Annotated in this window: 24 protein-coding genes and 1 riboswitch; of the genes, 2 read left to right on the top strand and 22 right to left on the bottom strand. The window is 55.3% G+C overall.

Annotated elements, in window-relative coordinates; genetic code table 11:
* Positions 1 to 18: 18 nt before the first annotated feature.
* From pstB to PSAB_RS08795, 6 genes are all read right to left on the bottom strand, one after another.
* Positions 19 to 798: a phosphate ABC transporter ATP-binding protein PstB gene (pstB, locus tag PSAB_RS08820; protein ID WP_038595706.1), complete on the bottom strand. Its 780-nt coding sequence runs from the start codon at positions 796 to 798 to the stop codon at positions 19 to 21.
* A 77-nt stretch (positions 799 to 875) separates the two neighbouring features.
* The gene (locus PSAB_RS08815) at positions 876 to 2156 is read right to left on the bottom strand and encodes a methyl-accepting chemotaxis protein (RefSeq protein ID WP_051529748.1); all 1281 of its coding nucleotides are present in this window, start codon (positions 2154 to 2156) and stop codon (positions 876 to 878) included.
* Positions 2157 to 2275: 119 nt separating this feature from the next.
* On the bottom strand, positions 2276 to 3004 hold the full coding sequence (locus tag PSAB_RS08810; RefSeq protein WP_025334212.1) for a response regulator transcription factor: 729 nt from the start codon (positions 3002 to 3004) through the stop codon (positions 2276 to 2278).
* A 78-nt stretch (positions 3005 to 3082) separates the two neighbouring features.
* Positions 3083 to 4879: a two-component system histidine kinase PnpS gene (gene pnpS / locus PSAB_RS08805; protein WP_025334211.1), complete on the bottom strand. Its 1797-nt coding sequence runs from the start codon at positions 4877 to 4879 to the stop codon at positions 3083 to 3085.
* A gap of 175 nt (positions 4880 to 5054) precedes the next feature.
* Complete coding sequence (locus PSAB_RS08800) at positions 5055 to 6656, bottom strand: fumarate hydratase (protein WP_025334210.1); 1602 nt, start codon at positions 6654 to 6656, stop codon at positions 5055 to 5057.
* Positions 6657 to 6771: 115 nt separating this feature from the next.
* Positions 6772 to 8058, bottom strand: a complete 1287-nt coding sequence (locus PSAB_RS08795; protein ID WP_025334209.1) for an amidohydrolase — start codon at positions 8056 to 8058, stop codon at positions 6772 to 6774.
* A gap of 127 nt (positions 8059 to 8185) precedes the next feature.
* Here PSAB_RS08795 and PSAB_RS08790 point away from each other — a divergent pair, with 127 nt between their 5' ends.
* Positions 8186 to 9175 (top strand): MerR family transcriptional regulator, encoded by a 990-nt coding sequence (locus PSAB_RS08790; RefSeq protein WP_025334208.1) that lies wholly within the window; start codon positions 8186 to 8188, stop codon positions 9173 to 9175.
* Between the two features lie 176 nt (positions 9176 to 9351).
* Here PSAB_RS08790 and thiH read toward each other — a convergent pair whose 3' ends face one another.
* From thiH to citZ, 9 genes are all read right to left on the bottom strand, one after another.
* The gene (gene thiH, locus PSAB_RS08785) at positions 9352 to 10467 is read right to left on the bottom strand and encodes a 2-iminoacetate synthase ThiH (RefSeq protein ID WP_025334207.1); all 1116 of its coding nucleotides are present in this window, start codon (positions 10465 to 10467) and stop codon (positions 9352 to 9354) included.
* Positions 10468 to 10482: 15 nt separating this feature from the next.
* Positions 10483 to 11253 (bottom strand): thiazole synthase, encoded by a 771-nt coding sequence (locus PSAB_RS08780; protein ID WP_025334206.1) that lies wholly within the window; start codon positions 11251 to 11253, stop codon positions 10483 to 10485.
* A 36-nt stretch (positions 11254 to 11289) separates the two neighbouring features.
* Entirely contained in the window at positions 11290 to 12318 is a 1029-nt protein-coding gene (locus tag PSAB_RS08775; protein ID WP_038595702.1) for a ThiF family adenylyltransferase, read from the bottom strand.
* A gap of 7 nt (positions 12319 to 12325) precedes the next feature.
* Positions 12326 to 12529, bottom strand: coding sequence for a sulfur carrier protein ThiS (thiS, locus tag PSAB_RS08770; protein ID WP_025334204.1), 204 nt, complete (start codon positions 12527 to 12529; stop codon positions 12326 to 12328).
* 5 nt (positions 12530 to 12534) lie between these two features.
* On the bottom strand, positions 12535 to 13332 hold the full coding sequence (locus PSAB_RS08765; RefSeq protein ID WP_226991781.1) for a thiamine phosphate synthase: 798 nt from the start codon (positions 13330 to 13332) through the stop codon (positions 12535 to 12537).
* A riboswitch (TPP riboswitch) is annotated at positions 13324 to 13426 on the bottom strand. Its footprint overlaps the gene before it by 9 nt.
* Before the next feature lie 144 nt (positions 13427 to 13570).
* On the bottom strand, positions 13571 to 14443 hold the full coding sequence (locus tag PSAB_RS08760) for an SDR family oxidoreductase (RefSeq protein ID WP_025334202.1): 873 nt from the start codon (positions 14441 to 14443) through the stop codon (positions 13571 to 13573).
* A gap of 260 nt (positions 14444 to 14703) precedes the next feature.
* Positions 14704 to 15132, bottom strand: a complete 429-nt coding sequence (locus PSAB_RS08755; RefSeq protein WP_025334201.1) for a hypothetical protein — start codon at positions 15130 to 15132, stop codon at positions 14704 to 14706.
* Positions 15133 to 15329: 197 nt separating this feature from the next.
* A complete protein-coding gene (gene icd, locus PSAB_RS08750) occupies positions 15330 to 16625 on the bottom strand; it encodes an NADP-dependent isocitrate dehydrogenase (protein WP_025334200.1) in 1296 nt (431 codons plus the stop codon).
* A gap of 157 nt (positions 16626 to 16782) precedes the next feature.
* Positions 16783 to 17895: a citrate synthase gene (citZ, locus tag PSAB_RS08745; RefSeq protein WP_025334199.1), complete on the bottom strand. Its 1113-nt coding sequence runs from the start codon at positions 17893 to 17895 to the stop codon at positions 16783 to 16785.
* Positions 17896 to 18321: 426 nt separating this feature from the next.
* Between citZ and ytvI the strand changes: the two genes are divergently transcribed.
* Complete coding sequence (gene ytvI, locus PSAB_RS08740) at positions 18322 to 19437, top strand: sporulation integral membrane protein YtvI (RefSeq protein ID WP_025334198.1); 1116 nt, start codon at positions 18322 to 18324, stop codon at positions 19435 to 19437.
* Positions 19438 to 19517: 80 nt separating this feature from the next.
* On the opposite strand, the gene PSAB_RS08735 is transcribed toward ytvI, so the two are convergent.
* The 7 genes from PSAB_RS08735 to PSAB_RS08705 all read right to left on the bottom strand — a co-directional run bounded on the left by PSAB_RS08735 (position 19518) and on the right by PSAB_RS08705 (position 25700).
* A complete protein-coding gene (locus PSAB_RS08735; RefSeq protein WP_025334197.1) occupies positions 19518 to 19916 on the bottom strand; it encodes an FxsA family protein in 399 nt (132 codons plus the stop codon).
* On the bottom strand, positions 19916 to 20434 hold the full coding sequence (locus PSAB_RS08730; protein WP_025334196.1) for an acyl-CoA thioesterase: 519 nt from the start codon (positions 20432 to 20434) through the stop codon (positions 19916 to 19918). The genes PSAB_RS08735 and PSAB_RS08730 overlap by 1 nt, the downstream gene beginning before the upstream one ends.
* Before the next feature lie 50 nt (positions 20435 to 20484).
* The gene (locus PSAB_RS08725; RefSeq protein WP_025334195.1) at positions 20485 to 21660 is read right to left on the bottom strand and encodes an MFS transporter; all 1176 of its coding nucleotides are present in this window, start codon (positions 21658 to 21660) and stop codon (positions 20485 to 20487) included.
* A gap of 188 nt (positions 21661 to 21848) precedes the next feature.
* The gene (gene pyk / locus PSAB_RS08720; protein WP_025334194.1) at positions 21849 to 23270 is read right to left on the bottom strand and encodes a pyruvate kinase; all 1422 of its coding nucleotides are present in this window, start codon (positions 23268 to 23270) and stop codon (positions 21849 to 21851) included.
* 234 nt (positions 23271 to 23504) lie between these two features.
* A complete protein-coding gene (locus tag PSAB_RS08715) occupies positions 23505 to 24542 on the bottom strand; it encodes an acetyl-CoA carboxylase carboxyltransferase subunit alpha (protein WP_025334193.1) in 1038 nt (345 codons plus the stop codon).
* Position 24543: 1 nt separating this feature from the next.
* Entirely contained in the window at positions 24544 to 25437 is an 894-nt protein-coding gene (accD, locus tag PSAB_RS08710; protein ID WP_025334192.1) for an acetyl-CoA carboxylase, carboxyltransferase subunit beta, read from the bottom strand.
* A gap of 74 nt (positions 25438 to 25511) precedes the next feature.
* Complete coding sequence (locus tag PSAB_RS08705) at positions 25512 to 25700, bottom strand: hypothetical protein (protein WP_025334191.1); 189 nt, start codon at positions 25698 to 25700, stop codon at positions 25512 to 25514.
* Positions 25701 to 25751: the final 51 nt, after the last annotated feature.

The following is a 25751-nucleotide window of genomic DNA, read 5'->3' as shown; positions in this document are numbered from 1 at the left end:
CCTTACGGGAAGCCGCATTTAGCCGAATCTGCCGGAAATATAATCTTCGGTGCGCGAATCTTTCGGATTCGAGAATAACTGTTCCGTGTCAGCTGATTCGACAATCACGCCGTTCAGGAAGAATACAGTCTGGTTCGATACTCTCGCCGCCTGATGCATATTATGCGTGACCATGACGATAGTATACCGGTCCCGCAGCTCCTGAACCAGCTCTTCGATCTTCTGCGTTGAAACGGGGTCAAGCGCCGAGGTCGCTTCATCCATCAGCAGGATGTCAGGCTGTACGGCAAGCGCTCTGGCAATACATAACCGCTGCTGCTGTCCGCCGGACAGGCTCAGTGCGGATTTCTTCAAAAAGTCTTTGACTTCGTCCCACAAGGCCGCCTGCCGGAGACTTTGCTCCACCAGTTCGTCAAGCTGAGCCTTAGGAGGGCTGCCGTGCAGACGGGGGCCGTAAGCAACATTATCGTAAATCGATTTCGGAAAAGGATTCGGCTGCTGAAAAACCATGCCTACCCGCTTGCGCAGGGTTTCCACCTCGATGCCGCCTCCGTAAATGTCCGTGCCCCCGATCAGGACCTTGCCTTCGATCCGGGTTCCCGGAATCATGTCGTTCATCCGGTTCAAGGTGCGGAGCAGCGTTGATTTCCCGCAGCCGGACGGCCCGATGAACGCGGTAACGGCCTTCTCGGGTATCTGCAAATCCATGCCCTTGAGCGCATGAAAGGATTCGTAGTAGAGATCCAGCTTTTCTATATCAATGATGGTTTGCTTTTCTATGTCAACTGTGGACTTCATTATAGGTGTCTGTCTCCTTCTCATCACTCTTCGGAGCTATTATATGCTCTGTTTGTAAATGCCAGTCCAGAGAATTGTTAACGCTCTGTAAAATCATTCATCGCAAGCAATCTCCCTTTGACCTCCAAAGCCCGGTCCGCACTCTCCCGCGCCAACCGGCACGCCGTCTCATCTGCTTGCTCCACGGTAGAAACTGCGGATTTCAAGTTTGAGAAGAGTTCCTTCGCGGCCGTCACTTCCTCCGCACTGCCGCCGATATCGCCCGCTGCGGCTCCGGTAAGCTCCGCCGTGCGGGCGGCCAGCTCGCCAATCTTGCCAAGCAGCGAAGAAATGCTGACCGTCAAACTGCGGGTATGATGGGCGAGCGAGCGCACTTCCCCCGCCACGACCTGAAATCCCCGCCCATGCGCCCCGGCATGAGCCGCCTCAATGGAGGCGTTCAGCGCAAGCAGCTCGCTGGTCTCGGCAATCCCGCTGATCTCTGCCGTCAGAGAAGCGATCCCCGACACATTATTAAGCAGCTCTTGTACCTGGCTTCGCTGTTCATTCATTCGATCCTCGACACGCAGATACGAGTTATGTACATGGTCCAGCTTCCCGGAGCCGGCCGTGATCCAGTGCTCCATCCGGCTGCATTCTGCCCGGGCCGCCTCTGCAGCGGATGCCGCTAATTTCAGGGCCGACTCCATTTCGCCAACATGAACACTGCTGCCTTCCACGGCCAGGCGGCGCTCCTGCTCCGCCCGATCCTGCAGCCGGCCGGAGAGTGCCATTAAATCCCTTACGGTCAGAGCGCCTTTAAGTCTTCCTTCCTCCGTTACCAGGACGCAGTCGTAAAACCGCTCTTCCGTTCGCCGTAAAGCCTGGCCTATCAGCTCGGTAGGCGATACCTTGCTGTCAACCATAAGAGCTTCCTTATCCGCAAAACGGGACGCCGGATGAGCATAGAATAATTCCGCGGAGAACCTTCCCGACAGATGGCGATGAAAAGCGTCTCGCATCAACAAGCCGACAGGGCGCCCCTCCCCATCCGTTACGACAATGCACGGAGCATTCGGATAGTCGCGAAATACCGCAAGCGCCTCAAAGCAGCCGAGCTCTTGATCGATTTCCGGAACGGAGAGACAGTAGTCCATAAGCGATATGTTTAAAGGGCGGCCTGACGGATGGTCCTGTTCAAGGGATGACACAGCTTCCGTCTGCCCAGCTTCGCTTTTATACCGGGATATCTGATCATTTGGTCCCATTTCCTGCTGTGTTAGCACAGGCTTGTCTGTACCCGTCCGGCCTGCTGCTCCGGTCCCCTTCGTTCCACCCAGTCTGTTCTCGTTCTCCTCAACCGATATGAGTAACTGCACGCCCATTCCTCCCGCATGACCTTAATGCTCATAGCGTATCAGCCGATTGTCATGGCAATATTTACTTTCCGTTAAAGAAATGTGAAGGAAGTCCTAGAAAAAAAGAACCCCGGGCCTAGTTAAACGACCGGAGTTCTCTGCTTGTTGACAACCAGCTTGTAGCCGACACCGCGGATGGAGTCGATATGGACCGATTCGGGGTCCAGCTCCAGCTTCTTGCGCAGCGAACTGACATGCACATCCACCGTACGCTGGCCGCCGATGTAATCGAATCCCCACACGGCGTTCATCAAATCGTCCCTTGTCAGCACCACGCCCGGCTTCCGGGCCAGATACAGCAGGACTTCGAATTCTTTGGGGCGCAGATTGATGCTCTGGCCGCCCAACGTAACCTCGTACCGCTCAGGGTAAATTTCCAGCTGTCCCAAAATAATGGTGGAACCTGTTGTTCCCGTGGTAACCGGAGCTTCTTCGGTAACGCCGGATACGCGCCGAAGTACGGCGCTGACCCGTGCGAGCAGTTCGGATACACCGAAAGGCTTCGTCATGTAATCATCGGCTCCCGATTTCAGCCCCCGGACCACATCATCTTCGGTATTCTTGGCCGTAAGGACGATGATGGGCGTTCGGATCCCCTGGCCGCGCAGTTTGTCCAAAATGTCAATTCCGTTCATCCCCGGCAGCATGAGATCCAGCACAATCAGATCAAAATGCTCCTTGACCGCACGGTCATACCCCGTCGTTCCATGATCCTCATGCGCGACCTCGTAGCCTTCCTGCACCAAATTATACGACAGCAGCCGGGCCAGTGTAGGTTCGTCTTCGATGACTAGTAATCGTTGTGCCATAGGTTCCCCCGTCCTCCAAATTTGTGACAAGCCTATCATATCATCGGAATGTTAACCTGGTGTAAAACTCATTTTAATTTAAATGGCATTGTCCTGCAAAAGCGGCAGCTCCAGAGTAAACGTCGTTCCGATGCCAAGGTCGCTTTCTACGGAAATCGCTCCCCGGTGCAGCTCGACCAGATGCTTGACGATCGACAGCCCGAGACCGGTCCCCCCCGAACTTCGCGATCTCGCCTTGTCTACCCGGTAAAACCGTTCGAATATACGCGGCAAATCCTTGCGCGGAATGCCCATACCGGTATCGACGACTGTAAATACGACCGTTTCCTCGCCGTCCTTGTTCTGCCGGTTGACCGCTCTTACTTTTACATTGCCGCCTTCATGGGTATAGTTGATTGCATTGGAGAGCAGATTGAGAAAAATTTGCCGGAGCTTGTCCTCGTCGCCTTCCATGAACAGCTCCTCCGGCACTTCCGCGCTCAGGGTGATGCTTTTTTTCTCGGCCACCTTGCTCATCGTCTCCAGCAGCGAATCGAAGAAAGATGACAAATGAACCGGAGAGCATTCGAGCTGAACCCGCTTGGACTCGATCTTGGACAGCTCCAGAATATCCCCGATCAAGCGGTTGAGCCGCTCGTTCTCGTCATAAATAATTTGCAAAAAAGAGTTCGCCGTCTTCTCGTCCTTCACTCCGCCACTGAGCAGAGTTTCCGCGAACCCCTTGACTGCCGCGACAGGCGTCTTAAGCTCATGCGAGACATTGGCGACGAATTCGCTGCGCATCCGTTCCAGCCTCCGGATTTCCGTCACTTCCTGAAGCAGGAAGAGCATTCCCTGATAAGTTCCGTCCTGCGTCATCGGCACGCCGTCCAGGCGCACAATGCGCTCGCCAGAGTTATAGAAGTTCCGCTCCTCGTGAATCGGCTCCCTGCAGGACAGCCCCTCCTCCAGAATGCGGGTCAGCTCATAGTGGCGCTTCAGTTCCCGGAAGGAACGGCCGACCATATCGTCCGCCCTTACATCCAGCATCTTCTCCGCTGCTTTGTTGAGCAGCGCGATTTTCCCTTCCGCATCCACCAGCAAAATACCGCCGGTGATGTTGTCCAGCACACTCTGCAGCAGGTTCTCATTATCGCGGATCGTACGGAGCTGGGTCTGCAGGCTGTCAGCCATTACATTGATCGCACTCGCCAGCTGGCCGATTTCATCCTTTCTCTTGAAGGGAACCCGGGCGTCGTAATCGAGATCGGTAATACGTCGGGCGACCCGGGTAATCTGTTCCAGCGGGGAGGTAAGACTGAATGCAACTCTATAGCTGACCAAAGCGGCCGCAATAAACAGCAGAACAAGTCCGCCAGCCATGATGATCCAGGCTCTGTTTAATCCCTCTTCAACCGCATCTAGGCCCATGGACAGACGGATATATCCGTCGAAACGGCCGTTCGAGGATAATACCTTTTTGGCCACATACAGCATATTCCGATCCAGCGTATCGCTGTAACGGATCGCCCGCCCGATCCCATTCTTGGCGGCCATTATTTCTTCCTCGCGGCCCAGATGATTGTCCATCAGCTGCGGATTTTTCTCGGAATCGCCGAGAACTTTGCCGTCTTTTGCAATAAAGGTGATTCGGGAATTCGTGAGCTTGGAGATGCTGTGAGCCTGCCCGGTATAGTAATTGTAGGCGTCGCTGCCGTTCATATCGCGGAATTCCATCGTGCCCGTCAGCAGATTTATTTCCCGGGACATGTTATCCTCAAGTGCGCTAATATGGGATTTCTTGAACAGATGAGCCATCGTGAAGCCCGTTCCGATCATGGAAATGCCAATTAAAATCATAAGTATAAACGTTAGACGGACTCGAAACGGTCTCATGCTGCATTTGCCTCTTTCTTATTGAATTGAACTGATATCTTTTTATCGTAGCCCGATTCTATCAAAAATACCAGCACATGATTGTAAAGGGAATGTTAAAAAAACGGAGCGCAAACGTTCAACGTCTGCACTCCATTGGTCGTATGATTCCGATCAGGCCCATATTCGGTCAGGGCTACTTGAATACCGCCTCGCGGAACTGCGCCAGCTTCTCTGCGGAGTCCTTCTCCACATCGGCATGCAGGCTGTTTCCGTGGGCGTCCATCGTCACAATCGCCGCAAAGCCGTCCACCGTCAGATGCCACATCGCCTCGGGGATGCCGAATTCCATAAAATCGACGCCGTCCACCTTCTTGATGCATTCGGCGTAATACTGGGCCGCTCCGCCGATCGCATTCAGATATACGCCGCCATGCTCGTTGAGCGCCTGAAGGGTCTTTGCCCCCATGCCGCCCTTGCCGATAACCGCTCGGATGCCGAATTTCTTGATGATATCGCCCTGATACGGCTCCTCGCGAATGCTCGTTGTCGGGCCGGCAGCCTTCACATGCCAGCCTTCCTCGTCTTTGAGCATAACGGGACCGCAGTGGTAAATGACCGCCCCGTTCAGATCGACCGGAGACTCATGATCGGTCAGATACTTATGTAGCGCGTCGCGTCCGGTGTGCAGATCACCGGACAAGATCACCACATCGCCCACGCGCAGGGCCCGGATGTCCTCCTCACTGATCGGCGTGGTCAGCCGGATCTCGCGAGGACTGCTGCCGTGGGCCGCTTCTTCGGCGGGCGCGGCTCCGTCCGCCCAAGCAGCGCCGCCGGTCAAGGCTTCATCTGCTGCCGCGGATACAGCCGCTTCGTCCTCTCCTACCGAAATGCCGGTGCCACGCTCGTACAGCCATTCCCGAATCTCGCCGCTGCCCGCGTCGATCAGTACACCCTGTCGGCGGAACGCCCAGCAGTTATAGGCCACGGAGACGAAGAAGCTTGCCGGTAATCGGTTCATCACCCCGGCCTTGCAGCCGAGCAGCGTTACCTCGCCCCCGAAGCCCATTGTACCGATCCCGAGCTTGTTGGCATTCTCCATAATATATTCTTCCAGTTCACGCAACTCTTGGTTCGGATTGATATCGTCCACCTTGCGGAATAGCTGCTGCTTCGCAAGCTCATAGCCGGATGCCCGGTCGCCGCCGATCCCCACTCCGATAAAGCCTGCGCTGCAGCCCTGCCCCTGGGCTTGATAGACGGCATGAAGAACGCATTTGCGGATGCCGTCCAGGTCTCGTCCCGCTTTTCCAAGACCTTCAAGCTCGGCGGGAAGGCTGTACTGGATGTTCTTGTTCTCGCAGCCGCCTCCTTTAAGAATGAGCCGCACCTCTACATGCTCCTCTTCCCACTGCTCAAAATGAATCACCGGCGTGCCTTCGCCGAGATTGTCGCCGCTGTTCCGTCCGGTCAGCGAATCGACGGAGTTCGGCCGCAGCTTGCCGTCCCGGGTCGCCCTCGCGATGGCAGTGTGAATGTCACGCTTAATTTCAAGCTGGCTTCCGCCTACCGGCGTATGTATGAAAAATGTCGGCATGCCCGTATCCTGGCAAATAGGCGAAATCTGCCGCTCGGCCATGCCGATATTATGCGCAATCGTCGTCAGCGCAAGCCCCGAACGGGTGGCCTTGTCTTCAAGGCTCCGCCCCGCGGCGACCGCCCGCCGGACGTCGCCCGGCAAATTGGTGGAGGTTTCCACGATCAGATCATAGATACTGTCCTCAAAGCGCTGCATCGTTATTAAGCCCCTTTCCGTTCCGATGATCTTCTGGTTACTTTTATTCGTTACCTATCATATCATATCGGCGGATACCCGAAAGGGTTTACTTCAAATTCAAAGCATTATTCTGTCAGATTCCCTCCACAATCCGCTTGGCGCGCCCGGATACTTCATGCATAAGCTGCTCCTCGTCAATCGTAAGCAGTCGGCGATTCCGCATCAATATTCGGCCGTTTACGATCGTCGTATCCACATCGGCGCCCACAGCGCTGTATGCAAGTAGTGAAGCCGCATGATGGACGGGCTGCAGATGTGGCTTGCCCAGATCAATGAGAATGAGGTCGGCTTTGGCCCCGGCTTTCAGCGTTCCCGTCTTCCCCTCAAGGTTCAGCAGCTTAGCGCTTCCTTCCGTTGCCATCCGCAGCGCTTCCACAGCTGGAAGAAGAGCCGGATCGCCATAATCCGCTTTTTGCAGCCAGGCCGCCGCCCGGATTTCCTGAAACATATCGAGTGTCGTTGCACTGCCGGCTCCATCCGTGCCAAGCCCGACCGTGATGCCCGCATTCCTCATCTCCGTTACCGGTGCAATGCCGCAGCCGAGCTTCAGATTGCTAACCGGGTTGTGAGAGACGCCGCCACGCATGCCCCTCAGAAGCCCCACGTCCCTGCGGTTCAGATGAACGGCGTGAGCCAGCAGCACATGGCATTTTTCAAACAGCCCCTGATGGTAAAGGTACTGCGTGGGGGTCATCCCGTATTTCTGCCGGATGATCGCTACCTCTTCCTTCGTTTCGGCCAGGTGGATATGCACCGGAATATCCTCTGCTTCCGCAAGGGATACCACTTCCCTCAGCGGCTCCGGCGGGCACAGATACGGCGAATGCGGACCGAGCATAGCCGTTATCCGGCCTTCGGCCGCGCCGTCCCAGCGCCGGATTAAATCCAGCGCTTCGGTCATTCTTTTTCCCCCGTCGTCTTCGTGAAACACAAGCCCCCGGGTCAATGCGGCCCGCATTCCCGTCTCCTGCACCGCCCGCGCAATCTCGTCCATATGGATGTACATATCGGCAAAAGCCGTCGTCCCCGAGCGGATCATCTCGGCCATGGACAGCAGCGCGCCCCAGTAGATATCGTCCGGCGTCATACGCGCCTCTGCGGGAAGCATTTTTCGCTCCAGCCAGTCCATCAGCTTCAAATCGTCCGAGAAGCCCCTAAGCAGACTCATCGGCGTATGCTGGTGCGCATTGATGAGCCCGGGCATCGCCAGCATGCCGCCACCCTCGATTGAATCCGCGTGCTCTACGTCCAGATTCGCCCCTATTGCGGCGATTTTCTCGCCTTCGATCAGGATATCGCCTTTCACCGGTTGTTCCTGAACCAAATCCATAATCCATACATTTTTGATCAAAAAGCTCAATTCCTGCGCCTCCCTTTTCGGTTGAACGATTCATAACCGCAGGATAAACCTTTCCGCAAGGAGAAGGTCAAGGGGGTATTCATTTTTTGATATGATAGAGAAAGCTCAGTTGACGAAAGGATAACCTATGAAAATCAAAGAAATCGCGGAGAAGCTGGGCCTGTCGGCCAGGGCCATCCGGTTTTACGAAGAAAAGGGACTGATCGCCCCCTCAAAAGGTAATAATCAGTACCGCGAGTTCAGCGAGCAGGAAGTGTGGCGGCTTCAGACGGTGATCGCACTGCGGGAGGCGGGCATGAGCGTCGAAGATATCCGCAGGGCGCTGCAGGAGTGGGAGGGACGGGATCACGAGCGGCTTCAGTATTACCTTGAACTGCAAAGGTCCGCGCTGTTCGCCAAATGGCTGGAAATCAAGAGCATGATCGAAACGGCCGATTCGATGATTGAAATGGTCAAAAAAGAAGGCGCCTTGAAGCTGGACGATCTGTACGCGCTGGCCGAAGCTTCGCGCAAACTGCGGGGGAGCCGCAACTGGGAAGATAAATGGAACTATGACAGCCGGGCCGTCCTGCATGATCGGAATGTCCGCAGTGCCGCCGAATATGCAGGCTATGAAGAGGCCCTGGAGCTGGCAGTGGAGTGGTTGGTGCCGGTCCCCGGGGAAAAAGGGCTCGACATCGGCACGGGAACCGGCAATCTGGCCGGAAAATTGATGGAGCTAGGCGCGAACATGACGGGAGTCGACCAGTCGAAGGAAATGCTGAAGCAATGCGGCCGGAAATATCCGAAGCTTAAGACGAAGCTCGGCAATTTTCTGGCGCTGCCGTTCATTGACGAGAGATTCGACTTTGCCGTATCCAGCTTCGCCTTTCATCATCTTGCTGGGGAGCAGCAGACACTGGCCGCCAAGGAAATGCGCCGGGTGCTGAAGCCCCACGGCCGAATCTGCATTGCCGACTTGATGCTCGCGGAAGGGGACCCTGCGCCGCTGCCGGAAGAAGACGGTTATCCCTCGCTCTCCGGCCTGCTGGCCTGGTTCGATGGCAATGGCTATATTACGAAACACCGGCGCATCCAAGGTCGGCTGCATGTTGTATTTGCGGTTCCGATCCGCTGAAGCTCTTCAGGACAGCAGGCTGCGGCTCTGTCTACGCTGTTTGAAGGCTCGCACGCGGCCTGCGGTTGATTACTGGGATACGAGATAAACTTACTGGGATAAGGGATAAATGCAGCAAGCCAACCCTGCCCTAAGGAGAAGGTTGGCTTGAAATAGGCCTAGCTTGCGCCCGTTGATCATATGCTGCTTTCGGCAAGAATATCCCAGTCCTTGAACACCGGCTGCAGCCCGCTGCGGTACAGCATCTCCCGGATTTCCGGCACGCCCCGGCTGTCCGAAATTTCAAACTGCGGCGTTCCGCCTTCTCCCGTATGCCCGCCAACCTCGGTAGAGACGCCAGCCGACATTTTGGTGACCCCCAGGTGGACTAGGCGGTCGCGGAGCCTGGCGGGTTCTCTGGTGGACAAGGTAATGCCGGAACGGGGAAGGAACAGCCGATATGCCAGAATGATCTGCACCAGCGCCCGGTCGGTCACGTCCGATTCCGGGTTGAAGCTGCCCAGATAAGGGCGGAACCGCGGAGGAGACAGGCCGATTTCACAGCCGGGATAACGGTCTTGAAGATAGCGCGCATGCATCGCGGCCATGAAGGCCTCCTGCCGCCAGTCATACATGCCGAGCAGCGCGCCGACATTGACGGAACGAAAGCCTGCCTGGCAACCCCGCTCCGGGGCGTCGAGGCGGGCGCGGAAGTTCCGCTTCGGTCCTTTGACATGAAGCTTCTCGTAGGTCTCCCGGTGGTATACCTCCTGATAGATGGTCAATCCGTCCACTCCCGCATGAGCCAGCTCTTTGTATTCCTCCTGGGACAGCGGATTGACCTCGATGCCGATGGAGGAGAAATACTTGCGGAGCACGGTGACGCAATCTTTAACGTAGCTTACCGGCGAATCCCGGCGCGATTCCCCCGTCAGCAGCAGGATATGGCGAAGTCCCGTGGAGGCGATCGCCGCCGCTTCCTGTTCCACTTCTTCGAGCGTCAGCTTTTTGCGCGGAAAATCATAAATGGAGCTGAAGCTGCAGTACGTACAGTGATTGACGCAAAAGTCGGCGACATACATCGGGGTAAACAGCTGCATGACATGACCGAAATGAGTACGGGTGAGGCGCTGCGCTTTCTGCGCCATCTCCTCCAAATGCTGTCCCGCGGCAGGCGACAGCAGGGCAAGCAGATCCTCTTCATCCAGCTTATCCTTGGCAAGCGCCCGTTTCACATCCTCCGGCCCGCACTCCTTCCACAGCTCCGTAAAAGGCAGCTGCTCCAGCGCCATCAGCGATTCATAGAAGCTCATTTCCCTTCCCCCCTTCTATACGTTCAGGAATCCGGTCAATGGCGAAGAAGCTTCCGCCTCCTGCTGGACCGCTCCAAGCCCGGCTAGATACGCCTGCCGTCCGGCGGCAACCGCTCCCCGGAAAGCTTCCGCCATGACGAGCGGATCGCGGGCGGTGGCTATCGCCGTATTCAACAGCACGGCCGCCGCGCCCATCTCCATCGCTTCCGCCGCTTCCGACGGCCGACCGATTCCGGCATCCACAATAATCGGCAGGCCGGTCTCTTCGATCAGGATGCCGATCAATTCTTTCGTCCGCAGGCCCCGGTTGCTTCCGATGGGCGCTCCCAGCGGCATTACCGCAGCCGCGCCCGCGTCTCTTAGCCGCAGCGCCGCTGACAGGTCCGGGCTCATATAAGGAAGGACGACAAAACCTTCGGCGGCCAGAATCTCCGTAGCCCGGATTGTCTCCAGGTTGTCGGGCAGCAGGTACCGCTGATCGTTGATGACTTCGATCTTGACCCAATTCCCCATTCCCGCCGCTCTGGCCAGCCGGGCGATGCGCACCGCTTCTTCCGCGGTCCGTGCCCCGGAAGTATTCGGCAGCAGGGTCATGTGCGGCGGAATATGGCTCAGAATATTCTCCTCCTTAGACGACGGATCGACTCTTCGCAGAGCGACCGTAATCACTTCGGAGCCCGAACGCGCGATTACTTCCGGTATAAGCGTATTGCGGTTGTATTTGCCGGTTCCGATGAACAAACGGCTGGAAAGGGCCTTGCCCCCGATATGTAAAGCATCCTGCATAATGATTTCATCCTCCCATTCCTGATAATAGAGCGGTCAGCCAAAATAGCGGTGATAAAGCGAACGGGCTTCGGCGGGATCTCCCGTTCCGTGAACAAGCACCCTTCCGTCGGGAAAGACCGCCAGACGGTGCTTCTCCAGCGTCAGTGAAAGCATATACGGATTGCGCTCGGCCCGGCCGTAAGCGGAAAGCCGCCGCTCCCACTCCTCCAAATCCAGTCTCGCCGGACTTGGCGGGCGAATCTGCACCGTATCCCGCCCGCAGAGCACGGTCGTTCTGGAATGGCTGCCCGGCGACAAATACGGATACGTCCGCTTGTCGCCGCAGGACGGACAATCGGCCCGCTTCAGCCTTGTGGTATCCACTGACGAGTGGCGGTTCGCCCACAGGTCGAAGGAGACCAGGGTTCCGCGGAGCGCGCCGCTGTTCCCTGACAGCCATTTTAGCGCCTCGGCCGTCTGATAGGCGGCGGTCATCTGTACGGCGGGACCGATAATACCCGCCGTGTCGCAGGTATCCCCTCCGGCCGGAAGCCCGTCCAGCAGACAGTGTAGACAGGCGCTCTGCCCGGGGACAATGGTCATGGAAATCCCGTAGCTGCCGGTGCAGGCGCCATAGATCCAGGGAATTTCATCCCTTGCGGCAATATCATTGACAATCATCCTCACCTCGAAATTGTCCGCCGCATCGAGTATAAGGTCTATATCCCGCGTGTAAAGGCCGATCTCCTCTGCTGAAATATCCGCTACTATTCCTTTGACCTCTACGGAGGAATTAACGCTGCGCAGCCTGCGTGCCGCCGCCACCGCTTTGGGCATCCGCTCCGCCGCATCCTGCTCGCTGTACAGGTTTTGCCGCTGCAGGTTGCTCCACTCCACGTAATCCCGGTCCACAAGCGTCACCTTACCGACGCCCGAGCGTACCATTGTCTCCGCGCATGCAGAGCCAAGTGCCCCGGCGCCAATGATAAGCACATTTGCCTGCTCAAGCTTCCTCTGGCCCTCGATTCCGATTCCATAAAAGCGTTCCTGTCTGCTATATCTGTCCTCTCCGGCGGAAATCACCTCAACCTCAGCCTCCTCCCACAAAATGCACCAGCTCGACACGGTCCCCGTCGGCCAGCGTGACCTGCCCGTAATCGTCCTTGCCCACGATGATCCCATTCAGTTCCACGATCATCCGTCGTTCCTTCCATTCGGGACGGCTCAGCAGATCCGCAAGCGTCCCGCATGCTTCGTCAAGCCGGGTCTCGCTGCCGTTGATATACAGCATCATGGCCTTCACCTCCTTTCAAGCCGGGCCGCCCGGACCGCGGCTCGGTAAGCCATTGCCGCCGCGGCCGGATCGGCGGCGCCGCAAATGCCCGAGAGCACGGCAATGCCCGCCGCTCCGGTGGAGAGAACTTGCCCTGCATTTCCCGGCTCAATGCCGCCGATCGCGATGACCGGAACCGGGCAGGTCCGGACGGTTTCCGCGAGTCCGTCCAGGCCCCGGCCGGGTAAGCCCGGCTTGCTGGCCGAGGCGTACACATGCCCGTAGAGGCAGTAGTCCGCTCCTTCGCCCGCGGCATCGGCCGCCTCCGCCGGAGAATGGACGGAGCGGCCAATGCGCAGCCCCGGTGCATGCGGACGGGCAGCTGCAGGAGGAAGGCTGTGTCCCGCAAGCTGGACGCCGCCGGCTCCCGCAGCCAGCGCGACATCCAGCCGGTCGTTCACGACGATTTTGGCAAGCGGTACTCCACGCCGTGTCATCTCCTTCACTGCTTGGTACAGCTCATTCGCTGTACACGCTTTCTCTCGCAAATGGATGTAATCAACCCATGAATGGACCGTTTCCGCAATCAGCAGAAACTTGTCCAGCCGCGTCTCGCCGCCGGAAATAAGATGAATCTCGGGATCACTGTCTTTAATGCCCGCAGCAGCGGAACGCCGGTTAAGGGGATCTTGTGCCGCATGCACAGCCATCCTCTCCTTCCAAATTTCGTTAATCGCACCAAAAAAGCCGCCCTCCCGAAGGAAGGCGGCTGAAAACTGCGGATTGGTTCGAACCTCAGATGAGGCCCGGATGCAGCTATTCACTCTCCACTTCCCTACGCTGGTACAATCCAGATCAGGTTCAAAGGGTCCGAACAATCACGTTCGTCTCAGCCATGCGGCACCCCTAGTGTCAATCGCTATGCGGTTATGAATCTTCTACAGCATAGCATATTCTTCCTTCTCATCATACCCCTTGCGTGAAAAAAAGCCCCCGGCCGCTCTAGCGGACCGGAGGCTTTGTACCCTACCGCTAACGCGGTTGATTTCAAGGCGTGAACGGTTAGCCGTTCACGATTTCTCCGCCATTGACGTGCATAACCTGGCCGGTCACATACGTCGAATCATCGGAAGCAAGATAGACATAGGCCGGCGCCAGCTCTTCCGGCTGCCCCGGACGCTTCATCGGCTGGGTGGAGCCAAACTCGCTGACCTTTTTCTCGTCAAAGGTGGACGGAATGAGCGGTGTCCAGATCGGACCCGGCGCGACGGCGTTGACGCGAATGCCTTTGTCGGCCAGATTCATGGCAAGCGAGCGTGTGAAGGCAAGGATAGCGCCTTTAGTGGACGAATAGTCCAGCAGTTGAGGGTTTCCTCTGTATGCCGTAATCGACGTCGTATTGACGATGGTGGAGCCTTCTTTCAAATGAGGCATCGCCGCTTTCGTCAAATAGAACATCGAGAAAATATTCGTGCGGAACGTCCGCTCCAGCTGCTCGGAAGTAATATCCTCGATCTTTTCCTGCGGATGCTGCTCCGCGGCATTGTTGATGAGGATGTCCAGCTTGCCAAGACCCTCCACCGATTTGTTGATGAGATCCTGGCAGAAGGCTTCAACGCCAATATCGCCGGATATGAGAATGCATTTGCGCCCTTCCTGCTCGACTTGCCGCTTCGTCTCCTCGGCGTCAGTGTGCTCGTTCAGATAGGAAATGACCACATCGGCCCCCTCCTTGGCAAAAGCCACGGCAACCGCGCGGCCGATCCCGCTGTCACCGCCTGTAATGAGCGCCGCCCTGCCAAGCAGCTTGCCAGCCGCTTTGTATGCCGCCGGCTCATACTTCGGCCGCGGCGTCATTTCCGATTCCAGGCCGGGTTGACGATCCTGATGCTGTGGCGGCAGCGTCTTCTGGGTTTGCTGACTGCTATTGGACATCTTTCATTCTCCTTTCGAAAGTTTGTAAAAGCTCAGACTTTCCTTAGGATGTCTTTGGGATGTGCAATTATGCGTTCCCTTTACGATAGTTAAATTAACCATTTGCCGGAGGCTCAAACAGGCCTGTCCCGGCCCAGCCGAAGACCGGCCCATTTGGAAGCTTGTCCATTACGCTAGACAGGAACCTAAGAGCGCCGTCCCCCGCAGCACAAAAAAACCGCTCCCGTAAGGAAGCGGCAATACGCACGGCTGTGTGCGGCTTAAATAATCCCGTCAAAAGCCATAAAGAACAGTATGACCAGCAAGCATACCGCCAGCAGTGCGCTCAATGTGCGGATTTTGCCGGTTTCTATGGATACATTTCGGCCCTGCTTCATGCCTGAGGCGGCCAACCGAAGCGGTTTGCTCATAATGCCGCCCAGGGCGAACATCGCGAGCAGCAGCAGCGTTACGATAATCATCCACGGAACCGAAACATCTGCTTTGGTCATCAGATAGCCTCCTGTTAGCAGTTGGACAACAAGGCCGTATTGGGCGAAACGGTTAAATCCGGTAATGGCGCTAAGCGCCCCCTCCTTGGCCGCGGGAGAAAGCTTCTCCATCCGGCCAAGGATGAAAGGCAGCACCAGGTAGAATCCCAACGCCAGCATGCCGATCATATGTAAGAACATTAAAACATCCCAATCCATATCAGATTCCTCCCGATAAGTCTATGATATAAGTTACATTCGTAAATATTATAACCAATTGCCACCGCTTCTCAAAAGAAAATCCCCATTTTATCGAAATAAAATGGGGATGCCGTTCATATTTTTGTCAATTCGTCACACATTGACTACAGGCGCTGCATTATTTACATGTTTGATGGCCAATGTGATCGTCCTCACTACATGTGTTTGATCACTTCATCAGCGAACTCAGAACACTTCAGTTCGGTTGCTCCTTCCATCAGACGAGCGAAATCGTAAGTAACGGTTTTGTTGTTGATTGCGGTACTCATACCTTTGTAGATCAGATCGGCGGCTTCCTGCCAGCCCAAATGCTCAAGCATCATTACCCCGGACAGAACGACGGAACCCGGATTCACGACATCCTTGTCGGCGTATTTCGGCGCCGTACCATGCGTCGCTTCAAAAATGGCATGTCCGGTCACGTAGTTGATGTTCGCTCCCGGAGCGATGCCGATGCCGCCGATTTGCGCAGCCAGAGCGTCGGACAGATAGTCACCGTTAAGATTCAGCGTGGCAATAACGTCAAAGTCCGTCGGACGCGTCAGCACCTGCTGCAGCGCGATGTCGGCAATGGCGTCCTTGATAATGATCTTGCCTTCCTGCTCAGCCTTCTTCTGGGCCGCGTTTGCCGCATCGGCGCCTTCGGCCTCCTTGATGGCGTCGTACTGGCTCCAGGTGAACACCTTGTCGCCGAATTCCTGCTCGGCCACTTCGTATCCCCAGTTCTTGAACGCGCCCTCGGTGAATTTCATGATGTTGCCTTTATGCACAAGAGTGACGCTCTTGCGGCCATGCTTGATCGCATATTCCACTGCTGCGCGCACGAGGCGCTTCGAGCCTTCGGAGGATACCGGCTTGATGCCGATGCCCGACGTTTCCGGGAAACGGATTTTGTTCACGCCCATCTCTTGCTGCAGGAACTCGATCACTTTCTTGACCTGCTCCGAGCCTTCCTGGTATTCGATGCCAGCGTAAATATCTTCGGTGTTCTCGCGGAAAATGACCATATCGACCAGCTCTGGACGCTTCACCGGGGAAGGCACGCCGTCAAAATACCGCACCGGGCGCAGGCAAACGTATAAATCCAGCTCCTGGCGCAGCGCCACATTCAACGAACGGATGCCTCCGCCAATCGGGGTCGTAAGCGGCCCTTTGATCGCCACGATATATTCGCGGATCGCTTCAAGCGTATCGTTCGGAAGCCACTCCCCATATGTATTGAATGCTTTCTCTCCGGCAAAAACCTCGTACCAGGCAATGCTCTTGGTACCGCCGTAAGCTTTGTCGACCGCTGCGTCCAGCACTCTTTTGGAGGCTTTCCAGATGTCGCGTCCCGTTCCGTCACCCTCGATAAAAGGGATAATCGGATGATTCGGGACCTGCAGCTTTCCGTTGTCAATGGTAATTTGTTCGCCTTCTGTCGGCAGAGCATATTTTTCGAGTTTCAGCATTGGTGTGTAATTCCTCCTTAAAAGTTAATGTGGGGCATACGCTCGCCGCTTTGACTACCGCCGAAAAACCGGCAGTAAAAAGCGTACGCCCCTTAAGTGACCCGTCATCTGAAGACGGCACCTTTCCTGCTAGAGGCAGGCGCGCCAAAGAGACGGCTTATCTTTCAGTGACCGGAACGTATTTTTGCTCCACTTGACCCGTGTATTCCGCACGCGGACGGATAATGCGGTTGTCTTCATACTGCTCCAGAATATGAGCGGTCCATCCGGATACCCGGCTAATGGCGAAGAGCGGTGTAAACAGTTCGCGGTCTATGCCTAATTGAGTATACACGGAGGCGGAGTAAAAATCGACATTCGGCTTGAGACCTTTAATTCCGGTGATCAGCTCCTCGATCTTCACGGACATGTCGTACAGCCGCGTATCACCCTTCATTGCGCCCAGCTCCCGCGACATCTTCATCAGATGCTTCGCGCGCGGATCGCCGTTCTTGTACACGCGGTGACCGAAGCCCATTACCTTCTCCCGGCGCGCCAGTTTGCCGCGGATATAAGGCTCCACATTCTCGAAGCTGCCGATTTCTTCCAGCATTCTCATCACAGCTTCATTCGCCCCGCCATGCAGAGGCCCTTTGAGGGCGCCGATCGCCGAGGTGACGCCGGAGTAAATGTCCGATAGAGTGGCAACCGTTACCCTTCCGGCAAAGGTTGAAGCGTTCAGCTCATGGTCGGCGTGAAGCACGAGCCCCGTATCAAGCGCTTTGACCGACACCATATCGGGCTGATCGCCCCGGAGCATGTATAAAAAGTTCTCGGCGATGGAGAAGCCCGGCTTCGGAGCAATGGGCTCAAGCCCTTTGCGGATACGTGCCAGAGCCGCCACAATCGTCGGAATCTTCGCCTGCAGCTTCACCGCTTTGATCTCGTTCGCGCTGCGGCTCATATCGTCGGCTTCCTCATCGAACAGCGCCAGGCTCGATACGGCGGATCTCAAGGCAGCCATCGTGTTGGCATCCTTCGGATACAGCTTCATCTGCTCAATCAGCGGCTCCGGAATGGCGGCGAAATCGCTCAGATCGCGCTTGAGCTTCTCCAGCTCCGCCGTGGTCGGCAGACTGCCGAACCAGAGCAAAAAGGCAGTCTCTTCGAAGCTGGCATGTTCAGCAAGATCGTCGATATCATAGCCGCGATAGGTGAGCACGCCGTCCACAATCGAGCTGATCGAGGAAGTAGTCGCAACGATGCCTTCCAGTCCTTTGATAACTGTCATATATATTCTCTCCTTTGCCACTGGATATTTAAAAAGCGGGTTTTCCGTGAAAACATTTACAATTTGAAATATTCTAAAGAATGAATAATTATGCATTCCACCATTTTCAGTCACCGGTAATAATTTCAGGAATGCAGAGCAGAGTCCTCTATTTATCATACCGGAAATTGTCGGTTACGTGAACTAAGTGGAAGCTTTTCAGCGCATCAAATGATTTTATCGGAGATATAGAAAAATCCTTCAGTACCGGGCGTTTCATCTTTGTATTTTCCGTTTAGAGGGCTGAAAATGGGATGTTTTCTCTGTTAGAGGAATATACATTAGTGCGAGCATCAGACGAGCTATCCGCCAAACTGGGCATTTGCATAATACCTAAATTAAAAGCATGTTTATGTTCCTGGAAGCTTGATCGAAAGGAGAATCAGGATGGACCGGCTGACGTTACAACGAGTGCTGCGGGGCCTGTGGGTCGTATTCGCCATCTTTCTTGTAGTGTTCTGTCTTTATGTACTGGTTCCCCTGCTTTACCCGCTGTGCCTCGCATGGCTGCTCGCATACAGCATACGTCCGGTCGTGGAGCTTCTGAAGGGGTTTAGGCTGCCGTCATGGCTGGCTGTGATTCTCTCGCTGGTGCTTTATATCGGCTCCGCCGGTCTTATGCTTACCGCTCTCATAACCCGTCTGGTTAAAGAGCTGGCCGTCCTTGCCCAAACGTTCAACCTTCACACCGCGCAGTGGCATGAACTGCTCCTCTCCTGGGGCCGCAATGACAGACTTCAATATATCATTAACCAGATCAATCAGTTTTACAACAGCAACCCGGATTATCACGCCACAATAGACAGCCATCTCAGCAAAACGACAGAAACCATCGGGCGCGCCGCAACCGAGCTTGTCACCGGCATCTTCAATCTGATTCTGAAGCTGATTGCTTCTCTTCCTTCAGTCGGGACGGTTCTGATTGTCGTCATTCTTGCCGCCTTTTTTCTGGCGACCGGCTGGGAAAAGCGCAGGCGGATGCTGTCGGATTGGCTGCCGGAGGGTTTACGCAGCGCCGCGGCGGACATCTGGAGCGATTTGCGGAGAGCCCTCTTCGGTTACCTGCTGGCGCAGCTCGTCCTGATCTCGATTACGGGAGCCCTGGTCATTCTCGGCCTGCTGATACTGGGCGTCAAATCGGCGTTCGTCCTCGGACTGATGATCGGACTTGTCGATCTGCTGCCTTATCTTGGCGTTGGCATTGTGATTATTCCCTGGGCGTTCTATTCCTGGATGACTGGAGATATGGCGCTCGGCATCGGCCTTTCGGTGCTGTACGCGGTCATTCTGATTACCCGCCAGGTGCTGGAGCCCAAGGTACTGGCCAGCAGCATCGGCCTGGACCCTCTCGCCATGCTCATCGGCATGTTCGCCGGTCTGAAGCTGCTCGGTGCGGCAGGCCTCATTCTCGGTCCGGTCGCGCTCGTGGTGCTTGGCGCCTTTTGGAGGGCGGGGGTCTTCCGCAGCCTGCAGTCCTATATTCTCAGCGGCAGGCTGCGTTAAGGGGGAAGCAGGCGCACACCAAAAAGCGAAGGCCGCATGATGATAACGCAGCCTTCGCTTTTGCCAGTCAAGCGGGACGCTTACCTCTTGTAGTAGGTAAACGTGCCGTTTTTCATTTTTTTCTCGATCCACTTCAGCAGGACTCCCCGGTACAACGGCCGGGTCAAGGGAAAAACAAGGGTAAAACCGATAATATCCGTGATAAAGCCCGGAATAATCAGCAGCAGACCGCCAAAAAAGATACATAACCCATCCAGCATTGTCCGGCCGGGAATCCGTCCTTCCTGCATCTGCTGTCTGCTGTCCTGGAGCACCTTACTGCCTTCGAATCTCATCATCAGCAGCCCGATCAGCGAAGTCGAAATCAGCAGCAGCAGCGTCTTGGACACGCCAAACCAGGATGACACCAGAATAAAGCCGAACAGTTCTACGGCAGGTATAATAAATAACGCGGCCCACAGCACGTTTCTTTTGATAATCATATCGTCCCCCTTTCTTCCCTCAGCGCGTTCCTTATGCCACCGTAAATTTCGGGCAGCGTCCTGTCAAGCCGCACGGGCGCAAACTCCCGGTTAACCCAGGCATGGCCGGTGGAGCCGGATACCAGCAATTCGCCGTCCGCCGAGGACTTAAAGCCTTGAGGGGCGGATTCCGATCCGTCCAAACCGCTTCCCGGAGCCCCCGCACGGCGAACCTCATATTCAAAAGCGAGGCGAAGCGGTGTATATGACGTGATGCGCGTATAGACGGTAACGGTATCGTCGTATTTCGCCGATCGTTTGAACTTCAGCTCTGCCGAGAGAACGGGAAGCAGCAGCCCCTTTTTCTCCAGATCAAGATAGGTAAAGCCGAGTTCGCGCAGCATTTCAGTCCGCCCGATTTCGAACCAGTTCAAGTAATTCGAATGATAGACCACGCCCATCTGGTCGCTCTCCTGATAACGGACCCGAAACGATGCGGCATGCCAGCAGCCTGACAGAAAATCTTGAGTTTCCATGCGTGTTACCCCCTTAAAAAAAAGCTGGCTTATGCGGTCTATACTTCCGTTTAGGCACTTAATCCTTCGGTTGCCGAGGACAGCTGTCTGCGGGAGCTTCGGGCCACATAGAGGAGCAGCAAGGCTCCGGCAGCAGAGCTCAGCATACAGGAGATGTTCATGAGCTGGACGCCCCCCTGGCTCAGCAGCAAGCCGTTAAGCAAATTTCCGACAATGCCCGAAAGGCCGGAAAACACCATATTGAACACGCTTTGCCCGGTGGCCTGCATATCCGCCGATGTCGTCTTGGATACATATTCCACCGCCGCGACCAGAAAGAAGCCGAAGGATAGGCCGTGCAGCACCTGAACGCCGATCATGGCCGCAGGATACGGGAAGATAACCTGGATCGCCCAACGCAGCACATAGACGAGGGCGGCGAGCAGCAGCATCCTCTCTCTCCCGATTTTGCCGATAACGCGCGACGCCACCAGCATGGAGGGCACATTGGTGATGGAAGCAAGCATTAGCGCGATTCCGGCATACTTCGCCGAGCCTCCCACCGACTCAAAAGCCAGCACAAAATACGAGCCAAATGCCATCATCGTCTGATTGACGAGAAAGCTCCCTCCTAAAAAAGCGAGGAAAATCCTGTTTCCCAGCAGCTGCCGGATTCCTTGGGCGAAGGACTGGGTCATGATCGGATTTCCTTCCGCTTCCTTCGGCAGCGTAACCGCGACAAGTACGGTAATCAGGCTGAATAACAGATAGGGTATCCAAATGGTCGAGACGGAATATTCGGACACATACACACCGCCGAGGTAGCCTCCCGTAGCCGCGCCGAAGCTTAGCATCAGCCGGATGCTGCCGTAGGTCGAGCCCGCTCTTCTCGCGGCGGCAATAGCGTAAGAATCGGCAATGGGAGCCTGCGTGGAGGAGAAAACGGTGGATATCATATAGACCGCAAACAAGACAATAAAATATTCGGACCGGTAAAAAACGGCAAGCCCCGCCGGAACGGCGACGCTTAAGATGAGCACCAGACGGGCCTGGTTATACCGGTCGGAAATCATGCCCCATACCGGCTGAAAAAGGATCGCGACCAGTGTCCCGGTCGCCATCAGCATCCCCACCTGCCCGCTGTTCAACCCGTTGTCGACGAGCAGCGAGGTCAGGAAGGGCGAAAACAAGCCCCCGCCAAGACCCAAAAACAAATAAAAGACGCGCAGCTTCAGCAATTTCTCCATGTTGTTCCTATGTCCTCTCCGTCCGTTAACTAAATGCCTGTTCCTCGCCGCCTAAAGCTGCACATAATCTATCTTACGAAAAAAAGGGGGCCAATCACAAATCGGGATGAAGAAAAAGCAATGGCGAAAAATGCCATTGCTTTTATTTCAAATCTTATAGCATATCTCAAAACATCTCTAATGCTTGATTATTCAGTGATTTGTTCCACTTTCACCAGGTTCGTCGAACCGGAATGTCCAAGCGGAATGCCTGCTGTAATGACCACCAGGTCGCCGGCTGTTACCAGACCGGAGTCTTTGCCGCCTTTAACAGCCGTTTCCAGAAGCTCATCCGTGGAAGAAGCCGGGGAGCCTTGTACCGGAATTATGCCCCATACAAGCGCCAGTTGACGCATAGTTCTTTCTTGCGTCGTTACGGCAATAATCGGGGACTTCGGACGATACTTCGAAACGACGCGTGCCGTATGTCCGCTGACTGTCGAGGAAATGATCGCTTTCGCGTTCAGATCCAGAGCCGAGATGGATACGGATTGGCTGATTGCCTCAGTTACTGTCGTTTCTTGGGCGATTTGCTGTTTCAGGAAGATCTCACGGTAGTTCAGTGCGGATTCCGCTTTTTCGGCGATACGGGACATCGTCAGCACCGATTCAACCGGATATTTCCCTGCAGCCGTTTCGCCGGACAGCATGATTGCGTCGGTTCCGTCGAAAATCGCGTTAGCTACGTCACTCGCTTCGGCGCGTGTCGGACGCGGGTTGCGCTGCATGGAATCCAGCATTTGAGTAGCCGTGATAACCGGTTTACCCGCAATGTTACATTTTTGAATCATTAGTTTTTGCGCCAGCGGCACATCTTCCGCCGGAATTTCAACGCCAAGGTCGCCGCGGGCAACCATCAGGCCGTCGGATACCGCAAGAATTTCATCAAGGTTGTCGACACCCTGCTGGTTCTCAATTTTGGAGATGATTTGGATATGGCTTGCACCATGTTTCTCGAGCAAATCGCGAATTTCCTGAACGTCGCTGGCTTTGCGAACGAAGGAAGCGGCGATAAAATCGATGTCCTGTTCGATCCCGAAAATGATGTCGTTGGTGTCTTTTTCCGTAATGCCCGGCAGGGAAATGGCAACTCCAGGGACGTTAACACCCTTCTTGCTCTTGATCGTGCCACCGTTGACAATGCGGGTCTTGATTTCTGTGCCTTGAACGTCGACAACCGTAAGTCCGATGAGGCCGTCGTCAATCAGAATGGTGGAGCCTACTTGAACGTCTTTCGGAAGGTCAGCGTAAGTGACGGAAATGCGATTTTTGTCGCCAAGAATCTCTTCCGTAGTCAGGGTCAGGTACTCGTCCTGCACCAGTTCAATCGGTTCTACTTCCAGCTTGCCTGTACGAATCTCAGGTCCTTTCGTATCGAGCAGGATGGCAACGGTCTTGTTCAGTTCCTTCGATGCCAGACGGATGTTCTTAATCCGTGCTCCATGCTCTTCAAAGTCACCGTGGGAGAAGTTCAGGCGTGCCACATTCATTCCGGCCAGAATCAATTTCTTGAGGTTCTCCAACGATTCACTTGCTGGACCAATCGTACATACAATTTTACTTTTCCGCATTTGGTTTTCCTCCGTTTTTTCTTTTCTCTATGTCTCACTTTTTCCAACTACAAAATCTACTACAAAGTCGTCCATTTGGATAGGAACTATGTCATATGCAGTATGGACGGCGCCCTTATGAATATTACTTCAACTGGATAACAAAATCAATGTTTCCGCGGCTTTTTTCATATAAATCATCATTGACGGCATTGCAAAAAAATAACCCCGAAGCCTCTTCGGGGTTGCAAATTGCTAGTTATTTAGAGTCAACGGACCGGCTTCGCTTACTTCGGACTCCAGCACGGGTTCCTCGGAAAATACTTCTTCCGCCGCCTGCGTTTCCGCGAACTCACCGATCTTCCGGAACTTCAGATAACGGTCTTCCCTAAGCTCGTCAGCGCCCAGACCGGCCAGATCGCGCAGATGACGGATAATGGCGTCCTTGATGGCCGAGGCCGTGCTCTCGTAATCGCGGTGCGCTCCGCCTTTCGGCTCGGGAATGACCTCCTCGATCACTTCCATGGCCAGCAGGTCGCCCGCGGTAATCTTCATCGCTTCCGCCGCCTGATCGGCCTTCGAGGCGTCCTTCCACAGGATCGAAGCGGCGCCGTTCGGCGAGATGACGGAATATATGGCGTGCTCCAGCATCAGTACGCGGTTGCCAACAGCCATCGCCAGCGCCCCGCCGCTGCCGCCCTCGCCGATGACGACGCAGATGACCGGCACGCCAAGGCCTGACATTTCACGCAGATTGCGGGCAATCGCCTCCGATTGGCCCCGCTCTTCCGCGGTGTTGCCCGGATAAGCGCCCTTCGTGTCGATGAATGTAATGATCGGACGGCGGAACTTGTCCGCCTGCTGCATAAGCCGAAGCGCCTTGCGGAATCCTTCAGGATGCGGGCTGCCGAAAAATCTGGCGATATTGTCTTTTGTGTCTTTACCCCGCTGCTGTCCGATCACGGTGACCGGTACTCCCTCCAGCTTGCCGATGCCGCCGACGACTGCAAGATCGTCCCCGAACAGCCGATCCCCGTGCAGCTCGATAAAATCGGTAAAGATAAGCCCGATCAGATCGAGCGAGGTCGGCCGGCCGTGGTGGCGGGCCAGATGCATTTTCTGCGAAGGGGTAATATTCGAATAAATTTCCTCCTCCAGAAGCTTGTACCGCTCCTCGAGACGGGAGATTTCATCGGTGAAATCGATGTCTTTTTCCAGGCCGAATTGCTTCAGCTCATCAATCTTTTTGCGCATTTCAACGAGAGGTTTTTCAAAAGGCAAGTCCCCCGCCATTCTAAAATCCCCCTTTCACGTCATGCAGCTCCAGAATTTTGCTTAGCGTGGAGCGCATTTCCTTACGGTGCACCACCAGATCGAGCTGGCCGTGCTGCAAATTGAATTCCGCCGTCTGGAAATCATCCGGAAGCTTCTGCCGGATCGTCTGCTCAATGACGATTCGTCCGGCAAAGCCGAATACGGCTCCCGGCTCGGCGATATTGATATCGCCCAGCGTAGCGAAGCTCGCGGACACGCCTCCCGTCGTCGGGTCGGTAATCACGGATATGTACAATCCGCCCAACTCCCCGAAGCGGGCCAGCGCGGCGCTGGTCTTCGCCATCTGCATCAGACTCAGGATGCTCTCCTGCATCCGGGCACCGCCGGAAGTCGAAAATATGATCAGCGGCAGCTTTCTTTCAGTAGCTTCCTCGATGGCGCGGGTGATCTTCTCCCCTACCACCGAGCCCATGCTGCCCGTGAAAAATTCAAAATTCATAACCGCCACAATAACGGAATTCCCGCCGATGCTGCCCTGCCCCGTAATGACGGCGTCAAGCTGGCCCGACTTCAGCTGCTGCTGCTCCAGCTTCGTGCTGTAGCCCGGAAAGCCTAGCGGGTCCACCGACCTCATGTCTGCGTCGAACTCGATAAAGCTTCCTGGGTCCAGCGTCATGGCGATTCTCTCCGGAGCGTTCAGGCGCAGATGATGGCCGCACTCCGAACAGACCTTGAGATTCTTCTCCAGCTCCTTGCTGTACTGGATGGAACCGCATTTGGGACACTTGCTCATCAGCCCTTCGGGAATCTCCCGCTTGGGCCGCTCCCCTTCCGCCGGTTCTTTTAACTGCTCCAGCCGCTGGGAAGGAACTGTCGCGTATTTCCTTTTCTTCTGAAACAAGTCTTTAAACAAGATCCGCACCTCTTCAGCCGTTTATTTGCATTATGCAGCGTTCCGCTGTCATGATTGCTCTCAATGATGTCAATCTAGGGATGCAGAATCAGGTTAAGCACTTCCTGCACTTCATCCAGCTCGCCGGAAGGAACCAGAATCTCAAACTGCTGCTTGGACATATTGACGGGACGGCATTTAACCAGAAAGCCCTCTTCCGTCAACTTGCTCTTAATCATCTCCGCCACTTTGGCGGTAGGCGCAATATAAATGACCGTCCACATGTCCTGACGAGGCCTCCCCATGTCGATTCCAAAGCCGTATCCCGTATAATG

The sequence above is a fragment of the Paenibacillus sabinae T27 genome, from assembly GCF_000612505.1.
Classification (GTDB): Bacteria; Bacillota; Bacilli; order Paenibacillales; family Paenibacillaceae; genus Paenibacillus_AQ; species Paenibacillus_AQ sabinae.
Note: the sequence above shows the minus strand (reverse complement) of the source record. Positions and strands in the feature narration are given on the sequence as shown.